At 45.2% G+C, this 18324-nt stretch carries 5 protein-coding genes and 1 riboswitch; all 5 genes read left to right on the forward strand.

Annotation, left to right across the window (positions count from 1 at the left end; all coding sequences use genetic code 11):
* The first annotated feature begins 33 nt into the window (after nucleotides 1–33).
* The 5 genes from Q9R36_RS16610 (at nucleotide 34) to Q9R36_RS16630 (ending at nucleotide 18264) form a co-directional block, all read left to right on the forward strand.
* Nucleotides 34–11514, forward strand: coding sequence for an S-layer homology domain-containing protein (locus Q9R36_RS16610; protein ID WP_311225552.1), 11481 nt, complete (start codon nucleotides 34–36; stop codon nucleotides 11512–11514).
* A 276-nt stretch (nucleotides 11515–11790) separates the two neighbouring features.
* A complete protein-coding gene (locus Q9R36_RS16615; RefSeq protein WP_094768624.1) occupies nucleotides 11791–12447 on the forward strand; it encodes a 5-bromo-4-chloroindolyl phosphate hydrolysis family protein in 657 nt (218 codons plus the stop codon).
* Entirely contained in the window at nucleotides 12444–13613 is a 1170-nt protein-coding gene (locus Q9R36_RS16620; RefSeq protein WP_022544420.1) for a toxic anion resistance protein, read from the forward strand. The genes Q9R36_RS16615 and Q9R36_RS16620 overlap by 4 nt, the downstream gene beginning before the upstream one ends.
* A gap of 221 nt (nucleotides 13614–13834) precedes the next feature.
* Nucleotides 13835–13922, forward strand: a riboswitch (cyclic di-GMP riboswitch).
* A gap of 546 nt (nucleotides 13923–14468) precedes the next feature.
* A complete protein-coding gene (locus tag Q9R36_RS16625) occupies nucleotides 14469–16166 on the forward strand; it encodes a serine hydrolase domain-containing protein (RefSeq protein ID WP_022544419.1) in 1698 nt (565 codons plus the stop codon).
* Between the two features lie 13 nt (nucleotides 16167–16179).
* Nucleotides 16180–18264: a glycoside hydrolase family 3 protein gene (locus Q9R36_RS16630; protein ID WP_009792936.1), complete on the forward strand. Its 2085-nt coding sequence runs from the start codon at nucleotides 16180–16182 to the stop codon at nucleotides 18262–18264.
* Nucleotides 18265–18324 lie beyond the last annotated feature (60 nt).

Below are 18324 nucleotides of genomic sequence, written 5' to 3' on the forward strand. Positions count from 1 at the left end.
TAAATGTATAACTTTACCATTGGAGGTTAATATATGAAAAATAATAGGAAAAAGATCTTAGCTGCTGCAGTCACTACTTCAATTGTTGCATCAGCAGCTGCCAATTCAGTTGAAGCGGCAGACTTTTCGGATTTAAAGAAGGGGAGCTTCGGTTATGAAGAGATTTCAAATCTTGTAAAGGCCGGGGTGATCGATGGGTTTGGCGATGGCACTTTCAGACCGGGAACAGCTATCACCCGCCAGCAGGCTGCTAAGCTTTTCACGCGTGCTTTGAACCTCAAAGCGCCGTCAAGCGGCAAAGGGTTTAAAGATGTGAGTCCGGAGTCTGCCTTTTATTCATCAGTTCTTGCTGTGCAGGAGGCAGGAATCTTCAAGGGGACAGGGGAATACTTCAATCCTAACGCCACCTTGACAAGGGAAGAAATGGCTACAGCTTTAGTCAGGGCGTTTAAGCTAAAATCCAGCGGCGCTCAAGTTCCCTTTAAGGATTTAAAAGAGATTTCTCCAGCCCACTTGGAAAATGTGAAGACTCTTTACCAGGCAGGGGTCACAAAAGGAAAAGCAGGATTCTTATTTGATCCCAAAGGCAATGTGTCCAGAGCTGAATTTTCAGTATTCCTTTTCAGGCAAGTGATCGGGGAAAAAGCAGCCACTATAGAAAAACTGGCGGAAAGCAAAGTTTATATCGATGGTAAGGCCTATACATATTCTAAAGAGCTAAAACCTTTCTTCAGCAAGGAAAATGAAAATGCCCTATTAGGTGCAGGCATTAAATATAATCAGGACAACAGCCAAATTACAGAGATTACATACCTGGAGATTAATGCATCAGGAAAAGAGAAACAGGATAACTCCGGCAATGTCGTTCTTAAAGGAGAACGCGGGATTGTTAATGGAGACATGGTCATTAACGGAGATTTTATCACTGTTGAGAAACTCAATATTAAAGGCAGTCTAACGATCACTTCAAAAACGGCCAATTCTTTTATCGGCAAAAGTCTGTCTGTAGAAAAGAGTACAGTTATCAATGGGAAGGCTATGGCTATTTTTAATGATTCCAAACTGAATTCCCTTGAAGCAGCCGCAATGGGCAGCCGGATTGAGCTGAAAGGACCGACAGCTGTTCGTTCTGCTGAGGTTCTTGCAGATGCAGTTTTATCATCAGAAAATACTATCCCGCAGCTGATGGTAAAAGGACAGGCAGCAAAGTTAGAGCTGAACGGCAAGGTACAAAAGGCATCATTTGCGAATGAAAAGCCGATCCACTTGAAGGGAGCAGGCGAGATTGAGATGCTGGAGGCATCAGGTGCAGCTATAACGCTGGAGAATGGTTTGAAAATTGGCGATCTTCATTACTCTGCTGCCAGCAAAGTTGCAGATGTTATCACAAACTATAATCAAGTTAAAGGCAATATCGCTAAATTAAATGGAAAGGATAATCCTGATGCTGCTGCAGCTGCACCGGTTAACACAGGAAGTCCGATTCCTTCCGACCTGACGCCGCCGCAAGGCTTAACAGGCCTTTCTGCTGTCTCTGATCATACAAAAGTGACATTATCCTGGAATGCCAGCAGCGAAGCTGATTTCAGCCATTATGAGATTTATTATCTTGCAGGGAAAAGTGTTTCCAGGGAATCTGCAGGAGCCCAGAAGGCTATTGTGAAAGAAAAAGGCTCAGGCCGGGTTTCTTTTGATATTGCCAGCCTGTCAAATGATGTGGACTATGCATTTGCTGTTTATGCAGTTGACTCTTCCGGAAATTACAGTACAGCAGCTACTGCAGCAGCGGCTCCAGCTGCGGAACAGGCTGTTTCTGAGAACATCTTTGAAAACAATCGCACCTACTCCAGGAGCTACTTAATCAATCCGGCAGCAGGAGCAGTTTATGGAGCACCGACAACTGGAAACAGTGCAGCTGTCAATGGGAATGTAACGGTCAAGGGAAGTGCGGCTCTTCAAAACCTGGTGATTTCAGGCACCCTCATTCTTGATCCAGGGGATGAAGGCGAGGTAACGCTTGATAATATCGAAGCATCAGCCATCAAAGTGTTATCAGGTAAAGTAGGCACTATTGTTTTCAATCATGTTAAAGCAGATTCTGTCTTTGTCAGTGATGATAATGGAATCAGGCTGAAAAGCGATGGCAGCAGCACAATCGGCAGCTTAAGGATTTCACCTTCCAATCCAACCGGCGCGTCCGAAGTGCAGCTCGCGGGAAATTACAATAGCACCAATATCATTCTCGAAAAGGATGTAACAGTAACGGCTAAGCCTGACTTTTCAGCAGGCAGCATAACCATTGAAGGGCAGCAAAATCTTCATGTTACCCTTCAGGCTGAAGAAGGAAGTGCAGCTGATCTTCCCTCTGTTACATTTAAGAGTCCTGCGAAGTTAAGCTCAGGAGCGGGAAGCATTTCCATCCCGAAAATTATCCTCGCTAATGGGGGTATGACAGCAGGGGAGACTGAGATCAATGGCAGCTTTGGACAGCCTGAAGTCTTAGCAGAGAAAGCAGTTTCCTTAAAGGTTGAAGCAGAAATCTCAAAGCTCTCAGCAAAGTCGGCTGTTCATTTATCAGGCGGAAAAGCTGGGGCTATCCAGAACTTTGAAACAATCGGGAATGCCGGTAAGATCCAGGGTGCAACAGAAGAAGTGAATGAAGACTTGAAGAAGGTCAGGAACACCAGTGTAAACCTGGCAAAAGCGGAGATTAAGAAGGTGCTCGAACAGACGGAAAAGGACCTCGCAAGCATCCAAAAAGCAGATGCTTATGTAGTAACTGCTATCTCGCTTGGAGCAGCTAAAACGGATTTTATTGAGGGAAGCAAGAATCTGATTGATGAGTTGAATAAGCTGAAAACACAGCTGTCAGCAAAGATGGATGCAATTAAGGAATTGAACGAAAAGCTGGCTGAACTGCCTAAGAAGGAATATTTACCTTATATTACCTCAGCCGGATTGCCTAAATTGAAAAATGATGCAGCCGCAGCAGAGGCAGCTTCAGATAAGGCCAAGGCAGCCGGGATTGCCAATCCTGAGAAAGATGCAAATGTGAAAAACTACAGCCGTCTGAACGACGCTTTGCAGCATATTCAAAAGCTTGAAGGCGTGAAGGAAGCAGTCCTGGAGAGCGTCCTTGCAAAGCTGGCAGAGCTGCCTGAGCCTGATGCCATTACCATTGAGGCAATTGATGAAATCATACAGCAAATGGAAGAAGCTAAGCGTGCTGCTGCAGAAGCAAAGTTAAAAGGAGCCGTGCCTTCTGACTTCATCCGTGATGGGGAAGATTTACTGGCAAAATTGAATGCAGTTGAATCTGCTGTTTCTGAGCTGCTCCAAGCAAAGGCAGCTGCTATCAGTATGGCGGTAGAAAAGCTGGCAGCACTTCCGGAAACCGATGATATTACCGTAGGAAACTTAGAGTCAGTCCGTAAGCTTGCAAATATAGCAAGGACGGCCGTTGAACAGGCAAAAATCAAAGGAGCTGCAGATTCAGATTTTGCACTATTGAGTGTACTGGCTAGTGTGGAAGCAAAAATTGCCCTGCTGGATGATGCGCGAATTTCTGCGATTGATGCTGCAAATAAAGCTATCGCTTCCCTTCCTGAGCCAGATAGCATTACGGTTGAGATGATTGAAGCACTGCAGTCAGAGCTCAATGCAGTTAAGACCAAAGTAGAGGCAGCACGGCAGGCAGGCGCAGAAAACAGTGGATTTGTAAACCTGGAGAAAATTGATCAGATTGAGGAGAGAATGGCAGAGCTTCTCGGTGAAAAAGCTGAAGCAGTTGAACTGGTAAATGAAATGCTTCAAAACCTTCCGGATGTATCGGCCATTACATTTGCCAACTTCAAACAGGTGAAAGCTGATGTTTCCAAACTGAAGCTAGCCATTGCTGATGCGAAAGAAAAAGGGGCTGCTGAGGCCGATTTTGAACATATAGAAAAACTTTTGCAAGCTGATGAAAAAGTATTGGAACTTGAGAATAGCAGCGCGGAAGCTATTACTGCTGCCAACCAGGCCATTTCTGCTCTCCCTGCAGCAGAAGAAATAGGGACAGAAAATCTCGATGAAGTAAAGGCAAAATGGCAGGCAGCTGTGGAAGCCATTGCTGATGCAAGGGCAAAAGGAGCAGTGGATGCTGACTTCCCTGAGCTTGACAGGGTGGATGAAACTGAAAGAGCGATTGAAATGATGGAGACTGCCCTGGAGGAAGTGATCCTTACTGCAAATGAAGCGCTCGGAAAAATACCTGCAGCGAAAGACATTACTGCACAGAACTTTAAAGAAGTAAAAATCCTTGCAGCTGCTGCCAAGAATGCCGTAGCAATTGCAAGAACAAAAGGTGCTGAGGACAGCGATTTTACTGGACTGGAGAAGATCTCTTCCGCTGAAGTGAAAATTGCCGAACTGGAACAGCAATACACCGAAGCTGTTTCAGCAGCAAATCAAGCAATTTCAAATCTTCCTGTTCCAGCAGATATTTCTTTCAGCACACTTTCGGAAGCAAAAGAAAAGCTTGCAAATGCAGAATCAGCCATCGCTGAAGCAAGGGCAAAAGGGGCAGAGGATGCAGACTTTGCTAATCTCGGCAAACTGTCTGAAGTGAAAGAGAAAATCAGTTCTCTTGAGATTGAGAAAAAACAGTCCATCTCAGAAGCCAATGCAGCCATTGCCGGCCTGCCTGAAGCGGACCAGGTTACTGTTTCCAATTTCAAAGAAGTGAAGGCAGATGCAGAATCAGCCAATATAAAACTTAATGCTGCCCGCCAAAAGGGTGCAACTGATGCTGATTTCACGGGATTGTCCAAGCTTCAAGCAGTTTTGGCCAAAGTAATTGCATTTGAACACCAGCTTAATGAAGCGATCCTTGCTGCCAATGAAGCCATTGCACTGCTGCCGGAACCTGAGTCCATTTCGAGGGATACACTGCAGAGCGCCAAAGATCAGCTGCAGGCTGCTGCTGATGCTATTGAAGCAGCCAGGCAGAAGGGAGCAGCGGATTCAGACTTTACCGGTATTGAAAAGCTCGAGGCAGTAGAAACGAAGATCGCTGAGTTTGGAGATCTGAAAGAGCAGGCGATTGAATCCGCCAATGAGGCACTTGCTGCCATACCGAATGCGGAATTTATTACCGAAGAAAATGCAGCCGAAGTGCGTTCCAAAGTCCAAATTGCCCAAATGCTTGTAGCACAGGCAAGGCTTCTGGGGGCAGAAGACAGTGATTTTACTGGACAGGAAAAAATCAATCAGGCTCTTGCTGCACTGAAGCAATTTGAGTCAGGGTATGATCTGGAACATTATGAAAACCCCCTGGAATCCCTGGCTAAAATCAATCAGAACATAGACGGTTTCACAGCAGAGGATTTGATGGGAGCTTCCGACTCCGGAGTCAAAGAAAAAGAGCTGGAACGGTATAGAGCAGAACTAAAGAAGGTGTTGTCGGAAAATAATAGAGACCTCACCCTTGGTGATGTTGGATTAGCTGTAAGCAGACTGAATGGTGTATTGATAGAAGAAGGGATAGAGGCTATCAATTCTAATCTATCAGGGTTTACCTTTGAGGATCTTAATAAGGTACAGTATGTTTTTGGCAGTTTCAGGATTCAGGATTACCGCGATGCCTTAACTGCAGCCTATAGTAAGTATGGACACTTAAGCAGCGAAGAAATCTCCAATACTATTTTCAGTATGGAAAAAGAAGCAGCATTAAATGCTGTTAATAGCCATCCGGAATCTGCCGAGATGATGGATTTGTATACTTTGGCAGCAGAGTATGGATATCACATTATTAATGTACCGGTTGAAGTGATCCGGACAGAGTTAAAGAGGGTTATCGCTCAAGAAGGCCCTTTAACTGCCACTGAAATTGTAGAGATCATAAAGAATTTGAGTACTGCTGACATCCATGAAGTGTTCTTAGAGGAGATTAACTCCAATCCTGAACATTTCTCAACCGAAGCATTGAGTGCTGTTTCTAGTACTAATTTAGAGTACCAGCTGATTGATTCATACCGGAAAGCTATTGCAGACTATAAAGCTTCCCAGTCAGCGCCGCTTTCAGCCAAAGCTATCTCGAAATTGGTCGCAGATATAAATGATCAGGCGTACTTGCATGAAATAAATACAGATAGGGACTACTATTATGCATTGAGCATCGTAGCTATCGGAGACTTTGCCTTTAAACAGCTATCTGAATATCAAGCAGCTCTTGAAAGAAAGCAAAATGAAAAAGGGGATCTCACAAAGGAAGAAGTTATAGCAATTGTCAGGGCTGTCAACTCCGATATAAGAGGCAGTGCTCTTGCTGCGATTAACATGAATCCGGAGGAATCGACGTACTTCCAGCTTTCGGATGCAGTAGATCATTATGGGCTGGTCGATAGCAATGCCCTGGAGTTCTATCGTGCCGCATTGGTAGAGGCTGTTAATATCAGTTCAGGAAACCTTTCGGAATATGATATCAGGCAGCTGATTGAGGATATTAACAGTCAATTGGCATTAGCTTATATTAATAACAATCCCGAAACTTTTACTATGGACCATCTCAGGAAAGTTTTATCCAGCACTTGGCTTGATAAAGAGTTGATCCTTGATTACAGAGAGTCTGTCTCACTTAGACTGGAAGAACTTCAGGCAGAGCTGACGGCTGTACAACTCAGTGAAATTGTCAATCAGGTAAATGACAGGGTTTCCGATGCAGCTGTCCAGTATATCAGCGATAATATTGACAGCTTTGAGTACGCTGCTCTTGTGAGTGCTTCAAAAGGCTATAATGTATGGGAAGAGTATTTAGAAGAATATCGCAAGGAGCTAAAAGCGTTAAAAGAAAGAAACGGCAGAGCCCTTCAATATAGTGAAATTCTTTCTGCCCTTTCAAGGGTTCACCAGGAAATGGCCCAAAAAGAAGTTGCATATACTATTAATTTGTTAATGACAGAACCTAAACTCATTAATATTGATCATTTATGGAGAATTTCTCCAAGTGCAGATGAACGGCTGATATTCAGGTATATAGATGAGTTGTCTCTTCTGCTTGATGATGGCATGGTATTTACCCAGCAAAATATTGCTGAAGTGATTAATAATATCAACAAAACGTATGCAATAGAGACATTGAACAACACGCCATTCATTATCTCAATGCGGGAGCTTGGCTACATTGTCGAGATCCATTCATTCAGTGAGGAATTCCTTGATGATTATAAGCAGGCTTTCTCGGACGATATCAAAGCTTCCGGTCCAATGTCAGCCGGCAGGGTGGCAGAAGTGATTCTTCAAGTGAATAAAAGGGAAATTATAGAACAGGTAAATGCTTATCCTGAAGGTTTGACTATCAATCATTTGGCTGCTTTATATGGCTGGAACTTTATTGACCAGGAATTGCTGGTGGGCTATATCGGCAGAGCACGGGCAGAGCTGGATGCTGGAAGAGAATTAACCTTTGAAACGTTGCTGTCGGTAATAAAAGATGTAAACCAGCAGGATCAACAGGAAGCTCTGGCTGAAATAAATGAGAATCCACAAGGGTTCAGCTATAGTACTCTTTTGAGGGCGGCTGACACATATGTTAAAGAAGAGAGGCTTTCACCATACCGCATGGCGATAAAAATGTATATGGATTCCAAAGGGGGCCATATTTCAGCTGCTGAGCTGATTTCCATCCTGGAGGACGTAAACAGGCAGGAAAATGAAAGAGAAAGACAAGATGCGATTGATTATATTAATGAATATCCTGCTGCTTTTTCAATTATAGATCTCAGAAGCTCAGGCATTTATATCGAGCCTGAATATGAGCATCTTTTACCGGAATTCCGTGCAGCGGTAGGGGCAAAACAGCTGACTAAAGGCAGGGACTTGACCTTTGAAGAAATCTTCCAGACTGTAAATCAGATCCTTAATGAAGCGAAAAATCTGAAAGAAGCTGCTGCACTTGAACGTATTAATGAGAATCCTGAAGGAGCCTCTATTTGGGATATTAAGCTGTTTTTTACAAATGCAAGGGAAGACAGACTCGAAGCGTATAGGGCGGCATTGCTTGAAAAAGCAAACAGTGTCGGAGAATTAAATGAATGGGATGTCGAAAACGCAATAACAGAGAAGAATAAGGCACTGGCTCTTGCAGAAATAAATGATCATCCTGCCTCAATGACTATTGAGCAGCTGACCGATGCGCTGTTTAATGAAAATTATTCCTTTAAGCAGGAATACCTGGCAGAATACCGTTTGAAAATAGCAGAAGCAGTAGAGGCTGATGGCACGATAACCATTGAGGAAATCATCGAGATTCTTGAAGAGGTAAATGGAAGGGAAACTCTCCCAAGAATTCAGAGCAATCCCGAGAGTATCCAAGCTTCTGATCTTAGGATGATCTTAGGTTCTGAAAACGTGGTCGATGAGAATATTGCTGATTACCGGACAGCCATAACAAACGCAGTTCATTCCGGCACACAGCTTACTAGGGATATCCTGCTGGATCTTGTGCTGGCAGTAAACAGCGAAGTGTCAGCACGAGCCCTTACAGAAATTAATGCCAATCCGGAAGCCGTCACAGCCGAGCTGCTGAGAAAAGCCGGAGTTACTGCCTATCCTTATCCTGACCGCCTCCAGTTGTATCGTGAAGCGATTGCTAAGAAAAAAGCTGAACTTGAAAAGGACTTGAGCCTGACGGAGCTGGAGGCTGTCATTGAGGATGTAAATGCTAATTATAGGCAGTATATTGAGGAGCTAGTGCTTAAACGGATTATCGAAAATCCAGATACTTTTACAATAGATGATCTGAATCAGCTCAATATATATCCCGAATATGAAGATAAGATAGCTGATTACAGGCAAAAGGTGAAAGCAGAGCTGGATAGACTGACAGTTGATAGAATCCGCCAAATTGTCTGGGCAGTGGACTCTGCCGTTAGAGAAAATGCTGCTGCAGAAATGCTGAATGTAATTAAAAGTGACCCAACAGGATTTTCATTTAAGGTGCTGCAGCAGGCAACAAGAAACCTTGCTATAAGTGCTGACAGAATTGATTTGTATAGAAAAGCAGTGGCCAGTTTCCTGGATGAGAATAATGGGCAGATGGGGCTATATCAGTTAGAGAGTCTGATTTTGGAAACCGATAAAGCTGCAACTTTCAAGAAAGCTAAAGAAGCGCCGTTGTCATTGACCATTATAGATGTTGAGTACCTTGTTATGGATGCGGGTAATTGGGCAATAAGTGTACAGTATTTAGAAGGATACCGGACAAGCATAAAAGCAGAGGTTGACTCTGGCAGAGAACTGACATCCCAAAGGGTTGTAGAACTGATCAATCAAGTGGGCCGGGAATATGGTTTGGCTGAGATTATCAGGGATGGTGCAGGATTTAAAGATCAATCCCTCCTGCATGTTGTTTTTCCATATTATAGCTGGGAGCTCATGGATGCTTATCGGGAAGCTGTTATAGACTTACTTGAAACAAATCAGACCTTAACGATTGTTTTATTAAATGAATTAGCTGCTGGAATTAATTCAGCTCATTTCCTGAATCAAATAACAGCCGATCCCCAGTCTGCCGAAGTGGACCAGCTTCGCCTCCTTTTACAAGAGGACGATTTGGTACGGTCTGATTATGAATATCTGGAGCTGTACCGCTCAACACTTGTACAGCTGAAGGCAGAAAAAGATGAGGGTGAGTTGTTCACAATTTCAGAAGTTAAACAGGCAATCACAAAAGCAAATGCTGAGATTGATGGTAGCAGGCTTGATGCAATTAACAAGAATCCTGAAGGCTTTGATATAAATGACCTCGGAAAGCTGATAGGCTATGAACTTATTAATTATTCAAACCTTGATTTCTACCAGCAATCAGTTGCCAAAATGCTGGCGGAACTTGAGCGTGACCTGACTGCCGAAGAAATCCTGGAGGCAGTTAAATTAGGAAATGAACTGGCAGATAAGGCAAATCTGGATGCAATTAATCTTAATCCTGACAGCTTTGAACTCTCAGATCTTGAAGAAGTTGCAGGGAATATAAATTGGTCTAACCTTGAATATTACCGTGAAGCTATTAAAGCCATGCTTTCAGTGAAGGGTGCACCTTTAACCAAAGAAGAAATAAAGCAAGCTGTAGTGGAAGGGGATGCCTTGGCGGTAAAAACAAGGCTTGCCGAGATCAATGACAGCCCTGATGGATTTGATTCCTCTGTTCTTGAAGAGCTGTATGGATATGACATCGTTATATGGGGAAATATGGAGAGATACCGCAGCGCCTTAAATGAGGCCATTCAAAGCAATAACGGCGAGCCGCTTTCCTATGAGGAGATTCGTGATATTCTGCTGCAGGTCAACTCCGCAGAAACGAATTCAATCTTAGAAAAGATTAATTCAAGTCCTGGCGAAGTGACCCGCGATGAGATTTATTCCCTGCTTCCTGATGAGATCGCTCATCTTGTATTTGATCCTTATGTTAGCTATTACCACGACCAGTTTGCTGAAATGAAAGCAGAGATGGGGCGGGATTTATTACTCGAGGATGTGAAAACAGCAGTAGAGGATACGAACGAAAGAATCTATGAGGAGATTTTCGATAAGATCACCCAAAATCCTCAAGAGCTTCAAGAATATGATTTAGGTATTTTTGAAGAATCCTATTCAGAAAATGTTTATTTCTCTTGGGAACAATTCAAGCTATATCAAATATTGTTTACGGAACATCTCGCAGCAGGCGGTGCTCCTCTCTCCAGGGATGATATCAAGAAGATTTCTGAGGATGTATATGCGAACTATAATACAATTTGGTCGTATATTTTAGCAAAGGAGTCATACAAATCAGGCGATATCCTGGATGTTGCGACAAGCGATTACCAGCTGTCCCAGGTATTCCTTGTTCCAGTCAGCCATGGTTCCGAGGATATTACCGAGCAGGAGCTATATGATCTGGTTGAATCTGGTGTCGCTGTTTCAGCTGGTCCGCCTAATAACGGAGAGAATACGCTGATTGACACTGCGGGTCTCCCGGCTGGAGATTATGCCGTTTACTTAGTAGATAATGGTTCAGGGGTGTTCGGAAAATCCAATACGATCCATCTTGATGCGGGAGCAGAAAACCCAGGGGAAGGTGTAAACAGCCTTCCTGAGACAAAAGAAGAAAAGCCGGCGGAGGATCGCGTTGTTGAGGAAGTAAAGCAAACTTCATCCGGAACTGTTAGCATTAAACTGCAGGATGAAACCTCCATTGAAGTTACGGTTGAAGATCAGCATCTTAATTTGAACAGCAATGCAGCCGACACAGTAGCTGCCCAGGCTGTAAATGATAACGGAGAGCTGCTGGAAGTTATTCTGACTGAGACTGGTGCTGATACGAATGTATTTGTTGGAACGGTTATGCTTAACCTGTCTGCTGAAAAAAGTGAAGAAATGCTGACCATAACAGATGGAGATACAGTCACCATTACTTACACAGATGAAGCAAATGCAGAAGGCAAAAAAATAGAAGCTGCCCAATCCATCACAATCCCCTTCGGGAAAACTAAATAATACAAGCATTTGAACCGCTGAGAGCGCTTTGCTCTTAGCGGTTCTTTTGGTATTGATTCGACAAATTTCGGGAGGTGCCTGTCACCATCTTCTACGCCTCAAGACCTACCCAATCTTACAGTCCTGGTCTATGGAAAAGAGGAGTTTTATCGTGTATTGTTGAATTAAATAAGATAATCTTACTTTTTCTGTCAAGCGGGGAGATTGGGTGAAACCTATTCTGTCTTAAATCGTATGAGTAGATAAAGCAGGATTTTATGTCAGGAGTCGATATGAATGAACCGGATTGTTTCGTTTCTTATAGGCACAGTACTGGCTGTCCCGTTCGCCGGGTCGGTCTGGACGGTCAGCTATTTCGGATTTGACCAGACGTTTTTCTTATCCGGGCTGATAGCAGGCGGAGCGGCTGCGTTAGTATATCTGGCCGCATTCCAGATCGGGCGTGTCCGTTTCCTCAGGAAGCACGGGCTGACGCGGAGGGAATACAAGTATATCAAGACAAATCTTGCAGAAGGGAAAAAGAAAATTTCCCGCCTGCACAAATCATTGTTTGCGATCCGCCATCTTCCTTCTTTGAAGCAGCGGATTGAACTGATGAGGATCACACGGAAGATTTACAGGCTGACGAAGAAAGAGCCGAAGCGTTTTTACCAGGCGGAGCGGTTTTATTTTTCCCATCTTGATTCTCTGGTGGAAATGACGGAGAAATATGTTTTCCTCTCCACCCAGCCGAAGAAGAACCTTGAAATCGACCAGTCACTGCTGGAAACCCGAAGGACCATCAATGAACTCTCCCAGACGGTTGAGAAGGATTTGTACGAAGTGATTTCCGATGATATTGATAATCTTAATTTTGAAATAGACGTGGCAAAAAACTCGATTAAAACGTGGAAGGAAAACCGATTACCTGAAGAAAGCAGGAGGCTGAAATGAGCGAACAAAACCCATCATTAACGAAAAAGACGAGCAGTCTTATGGATGATATCCTTGCCGACCCGTTCGGCGACATGAATGGCGGACCTGTCCTGGAGCTAGCGAAAGAAGAGAAACCGGTGAAGCTCATAGACGTGATCCCGGAGGAAAACCGCGCCCGGGCTTATCAGATTGCCGAGCAGATCGACCCGCGCAACCACCAGGCCATGATTGCTTATGGGACTCAGGCTCAGACGAAGCTGCTCACCTTCTCGCACAGCATGCTCGAGCATGTCCAGAAAAAGGATATCGGAGAGGTCGGTGATATCATCAATGACCTGATGAAGCGCCTCAATGATATGAATCCGGATGAACTGAAGCAGGGCAAGCAGTCGCTGTTTTCCCGCATGTTCGGAAAAATCTCCGATTCTGTCCAGGAGATCCTCTCCAAATATCAAAAAACAGGAGCGCAGATTGACCGGATCAGCGTAAAGCTGGACCGCAGCAAAAATGTCCTTTTATCCGATATCCATATGCTGGAGAAGTTATATGACACGAACAAGGAATATTTCCACGCTCTCAATGTCTATATTGCAGCGGGCGAAATCAAGCTCGAGGAGCTTCATGAGCAGACAATCCCGCAGATGAGGAAGGAAGCGGAATCATCAGGCGACCAGATGAAATTCCAGGAAGTCAACGATATGCTTCAGTTTGCGGACAGGCTGGACAAGAGGCTGTACGATTTAAAGCTGAGCCGGGAAATTACGATCCAATCCGCCCCGCAGATCCGCCTGATCCAAAACACGAACCAGGCCCTTGTCGAAAAGATCCAGGCATCCATCAACACTGCCATCCCGCTGTGGAAAAACCAGGTGGCAATTGCCCTGACCCTTATCCGTCAGCGCCATGCCGTTGAAGCGCAGAAGCAGGTTTCAAAAACAACCAATGAGCTGCTCTTGAAAAACGCGGAAATGCTGAAAACCAATACCATTGAAACCGCCAAGGAAAATGAGCGCGGCCTAGTGGACATTGAGACGCTTAAGAAAACCCAGGAAAATCTCATTTCCACTCTGGAAGAAACACTCCGGATCCAGGAGGAGGGCCGCAATAAGCGGCGCCAGGCAGAAAGTGACCTGGCTTCTATGGAAAATGAACTGCGCCAGAAACTGCTTGAAATCAAAGGATAAGTAATAGAGATGCCTTCCCGATAGGAGGCATCTTTTTATTTTTAAGGAGTACGCTCCGGATAAAATGGACTGGTTTAAACAAAGTGATATTGCAAGACCTCCTTTAGTAGAATGGCCGGCACCTATATTTAAAAAATATTTTTTTGAAAATCATGTTTATTTAATTTTTAGTGTGGTATTAAATTTTAGTGCATGATCTGGTAAATACAGGATGAGAGGGTGAATATCAAGGGCAAAATCACTGAAAAGTGATGACGCAAAGCTATAGGGGCTTATGTGGAAAAAAAACAATGCCAGCCAGCTGCCATCAAACAGAAAAGGGGACTATTTGATGTCAAAAATGAAGTGGGACACGCCTGAAGTTATAAAACGGAGAAAAAAAAGAAACAAAATTATATTGTACATATCAATTTTTGTATTTACTATTGTTTCAAGTGTGCTGGCAACAGTTTTAATGAGTCAGGTATAGCAGGAAAAGACGGAGGCCATGCGGGCATTCCGTCTTTTTTTAGACATAGCCCGCCATGTACCTGTTTCCTGATTCGCGGCGTTTTCAAAATTGCTTTCGGCAGGTTTAATGTTGAAGACTTTCGTTTGTTAATAGGCGGAGTAAATAAAAAAAGAAGATTTGTCCCTTTTATTGTATTTAAAACATTTGTCGAACAAATCCTCCCATCTGTCCATGCCTAAAGTCACGGTTCTGACGTCGAATCAGCATTGACTAGGTCCTCTTTGGTATAGACATCTATACACTTATTTCGCTAACCTAAAGATGTAATTATTTGAATTTTTAAATTAAAGGGAGGGAAGGAGATAGTCCGGTTCGTGTTCAGAGATGATAAAAGGAGGAATAGGATGAAGAATAAGTCTGTGAAAGTGACATTGGCTGCCATCCTGAGCCTAAGCGCTGTGGCTCCTGCAGTTATGGCAAGCGACAGTCCTGAAGCAAAAGAAAAAGCGGGGGATCCGGAAATGAGTTCTTCAAAGTTTATGCCTCCTGTTCCATTTCCATGGGATCATCCGGGAAAATCATCGCCGGTGCTTCATCCGGGATCTGCCAGGGGTGCAGGCATGGTTGAAGGCCCGCTCAATGAAATCGATGGAATCATGGAGGAGATGATTGATTCCAGGGTGATGCCAGGTGCAGTGGCGCTTGTGGCCCGGCGCGGCCATATCGTCAAGCATGAAGCCTATGGCATGGCTTATCAGTACAAAGATGACGGATTGACAGAAGCCGATCAGCCTATCTCCATGGCGAAGGACACCATCTTTGACCTTGCTTCCATCAGCAAAATCTTTACAACAACAGCCGCGATGCAGCTTTATGAAAAAGGCCTCTTCAATCTTGATGATCCGGTGGCTGATTATCTGCCTGAGTTTGCAGCCGGCGGCAAGGAAGAGGTGACCATCAGGCAGCTGATGACCCATACTTCTGGATTCACGGCTTGGATTCCTCTCTATTCACAAGGGAACAGCCGCGAAGACCGTATCTCAATCGCTCTGCAATATCCGCTTGCCAATGAACCGGGGAGCACTTATACATACAGCGACCTCAACATGATTGCCCTCGGAGCCCTTATTGAAAAATTGTCAGGCAAGCGCCTGGATGAATATGTGAGAGACCATATTACCAAGCCTCTTGGCATGAAGGATACCATGTATAACCCTCCCGAAAGTCTGAAGGACAGGATAGCAGCCACTGAATATCAGCCTGCCCTTGGGCGCGGCCTTGTCTGGGGAGAGGTTCATGATGAAAATGCCTGGTCGCTTGATGGCGTCGCCGGTCATGCCGGTGTCTTTTCCACAGCTGGAGACCTGGCGAAGTTTGCACATATGTATGTAAATGAAGGTACCTATGGCGGAAAGCGCATCCTGAAAAAAGAAACAGTCAGGACGCTTACGGAAAATCAGATCCCGCAGTTTCCAGGCGATGACCACGGACTAGGCTGGGAGCTGAACCAGGGCTGGCTCGGCGATGCGCTGACAGATAAAGATTCACTCAGCCACACAGGCTACACAGGCACTTCAGTTGTCATCTCCCAGAAAAATGACACCATTGCCATCCTGCTGACCAACCGGGTCCATCCGACAAGGAACACCGTTTCAACGAATGGAGCAAGAAGGGCATTTGCAAGACAGGTGGCAGACAGCATTCCGGTCAGCATCCCTGGCAAGCAGCCGGCCTGGTTCTCGGGCTATGGCGATAATACAGAAAAAAGCCTGACAGCTGAAGTCGATCTGCATTCACAGGCGGTTCTCTCTTTTGAAACCTGGCACCGGATTGAGGAAAACAGCGATTATGGCTATCTGGAAATCTCAGCAGACGGCACAAATTGGACTGAAGTCAAATCTTTTACCGGAAACAGCGAAAGCTGGAGCACGGTTAAAGCTGAGCTTCCTGCAGATACTAAGCTCATTCGCTTCCGCTATAAAACCGATGCAACCGTCAACGGCAGAGGCTGGTACCTGGATAATATAAAAATCTCTCCTGAGAAAGGTAAAGACATAAAGCCTGAGTTTGCGAGTGAAGAATGGCAAAAACGCAGCTATTAAATGTTGAGGAGGAATGGCTTTGAAAAAGCTCAAAACGATTGTAATGACTTTTCTGGTTCTGATCCTTGGGTTCTCCGCCTGGCTTCAGCCTGCAGCGGCAGCCGGCAAAAATAAGGTGAAGGATCTCGTCCTCCTGCAGAACCTGCCGGAATCCGAGACGCAGTTCAGCGGAAAAACATTGCAGCTTAAAGCACTGCATGTCTATAAGGAAGGGCATTTTCTAGGAGTCTCCAAGAATCTTGACTGGAACTCCTCCAATAAAACGGTCGCCAGGGTATCTGATGACGGAACTGTAACACTGTCAGGAAAAAATGGCCGTACTTTTATTACCGTAACAGATGGAAAAAATAAAGACCGGATCGCCATTGACGCAAAAAATCGCAAATCCGGGTTTCAGGCAGAAATCCGCAAGGAAAAATCAAAGCGCTATCAGCTGGTCGATGATGCTGTCAAAGCAATGAAGCTTGAAGAAAAAGTCGGGCAAATGCTTATGCCGGATTTCCGGACCTGGAAAGGCCAGAACGTAACAGAAATCCAGCCGGAAATTGAAGCGCTTGTGAAAAAATACCATCTCGGCGGCGTCATTCTTTTCCGCGAGAATGTCGTGACAACCGAGCAGACAACGAAGCTGGTCTCACAATACCAGGAAGCATCAGAAAAATACGGGCTCCTGATGACAATCGACCAGGAGGGAGGCATTGTCACCCGCCTGCAGTCGGGAACTGATATGCCGGGCAACATGGCCCTTGGTGCCGCCCGTTCCCCTGAAACTGCCGAAAAGGTGGGGAAAGCTATTGGTGAAGAGCTTGCTGCCCTCGGCATCAACACCAACTTCGCGCCTGTCATGGATGTGAATAACAATCCGGACAATCCTGTCATCGGCGTCCGCTCTTTCGGGGAAAACCCTGAGCTTGTAGCTGAGATGGGGGTAGCTTATACAAAGGGGCTGCAGTCTGCAGGCGTCGCGGCAACAGCGAAGCACTTCCCTGGCCACGGCGACACAGCAGTCGATTCCCACCTTGGATTGCCTGAGGTCCCGCATGATAAAGAGCGATTGAAGGAAGTGGAGCTGTATCCATTCCAAAAGGGGATGGAAGCAGGCATTGATGCCATCATGACGGCACATGTCACCTTCCCGAAAATCGATGATACAAAAGTAATTTCACAAAAAACAGGTGAAGAAATTGCCCTCCCGGCAACCCTTTCCTACAAAGTGCTCACAGAGCTGATGAGGGAGGAAATGGGCTATGAGGGAGTCATTACAACAGATGCGATGAACATGAATGCCATCGCAGAGCACTTTGGGCCTGTTGACGCAGCGATCCGCTCCGTCAAAGCAGGAACAGACATTGTTCTGATGCCGGTCGGACTCGAAGCAGTCGCTGAAGGGCTGCTGGCTGCTGTTAAGTCAGGAGAAATTTCGGAAAAACGGGTCGAAGCTTCTGTTAAGCGAATTCTGACTTTGAAGCTCAAGCGGGGAATCATCAAAGAAGAAACACCGGAGGACCTGAACGATAAGATTGCCAATGCCCTTAATGTCGTAGGCTCTGCCGAACATAAAGCGATTGAAAAGGAAGCAGCACAGAAATCAATCACCGTTGTGAAAAATGAAGGAGCCCTTCCGCTATCAGCGGCAGACAGTGATTCTATCCTCGTTATCGGCAGCACCTATATCAATGACCTGGGGAACGCAGTAAAAGCACGCCACGCTAATACAGAAATCATAGTATCAGCTGACTACAGCCTCACGGCAGAACAGCTGGAAAAAGCGAAAAAAGCAAAAGCAGTCATCGTCGGCTCCTACACGTATAATGTTTCCGGCCGCTCGCCTGACAGCGCACAAATGAAAATGATCAACAAGCTGATCAGCGAAACAGATGCACCAGTCATCACGGTAGCCATCCGCAATCCTTATGACATCATGGCCGTGCCAGGCACAGATGCCTATCTTGCGCAGTACGGATTCCGCCCGGCAAGCTTTGAAGCAACTGCAGGTGCGATTTTCGGAGAGTTCGCGCCAGCAGGAAAGCTTCCAGTGACAATCCCGTCGCTTGAAGGCGGAACTTTGTATGAATACGGCCACGGTCTGAGCTACTAAAGCAGCCGGCAGGAAGGCAATCTTCCTGCTGGACTATTTTTTCAATATGAAGGGTTCCAG

It is taken from the genome of Bacillus sp. AG4(2022) (assembly GCF_031844465.1).
GTDB classification, from domain to species: domain Bacteria; phylum Bacillota; class Bacilli; order Bacillales; family Cytobacillaceae; genus Bacillus_AB; species Bacillus_AB infantis.